The organism is Cohnella zeiphila, assembly GCF_014212055.1.
Classification (GTDB): Bacteria; Bacillota; Bacilli; order Paenibacillales; family Paenibacillaceae; genus Cohnella; species Cohnella zeiphila.
The window spans coordinates 5,878-6,597 of sequence record NZ_JACJVO010000075.1; the positions used below are offsets into that span (position 1 = coordinate 5,878).

General features: G+C 52.5%; 1 protein-coding gene. It reads right to left on the minus strand.

The genetic code is table 11. The features are described from left to right. Positions 1 to 221: 221 nt before the first annotated feature. On the minus strand, positions 222 to 575 hold the full coding sequence (locus H7C18_RS34560; protein WP_475572003.1) for a helix-turn-helix domain-containing protein: 354 nt from the start codon (positions 573 to 575) through the stop codon (positions 222 to 224). Positions 576 to 720: the final 145 nt, after the last annotated feature.

A 720-nucleotide genomic window follows, 5' to 3' on the forward strand; every position in this document is an offset into this window, starting at 1 on the left:
TCCGGCGAAGCTGAACGCAAGCAGGGCGGACCATAAGGCCGCTGCGGTAAATCTCGCTGCTCTTATTGGTTTCATTGACTTCGTTCCTCCCTTAGCGTGAGATAAGTTCAGTTGCTATGGAACCAAGCGAGCCGAATTCAGTATTTTCCTCCTTTCTGCGGTCTACATCCAATCTATCCCAATCGGGAGACATCTTACAGAGAACGATTCGTAGATTCATGCTACAATATTAAGCCTTTTGGTCCGCCGGGCGTTTCCAACGCCGGCGAGCCAAGCTTCTCCCGATACTCCTGGGGCGTGAGATCGAAATATCTCTTGAAGATCCGGATGAAGTAATTCGGGTTTTGAAAACCGAGCTTGGAGCTGATCGCGTAAATTTTATCGTTCGTGTTCCGCAGCAGATGGACGGCCTTTTCCATTCGGACCCGGTAAATATATTCGCTGATCGCCTCTCCGGTCTGAATCTTGTAGATGCTTGACAAGTAATTCGGATTCAAATAGACGTGATCGGCTATCGCCTGCAAGGACACGCCGTCGCGCAGATGGGCTTCGATAANNCGGAACGATTCCAGCATGCCTGCCGCCCAATCCTTGAACTTCCGCAGCGAGCGGAAGGGATCGACCTCCGCAAGCTGACCCTCGTAACGGCCGAACGCCTCGCCTGTCGAGAAGCCTCTTTTGTGCGCCGCATAGGAGTAGCTTCCCGCCACGACGAAGAAG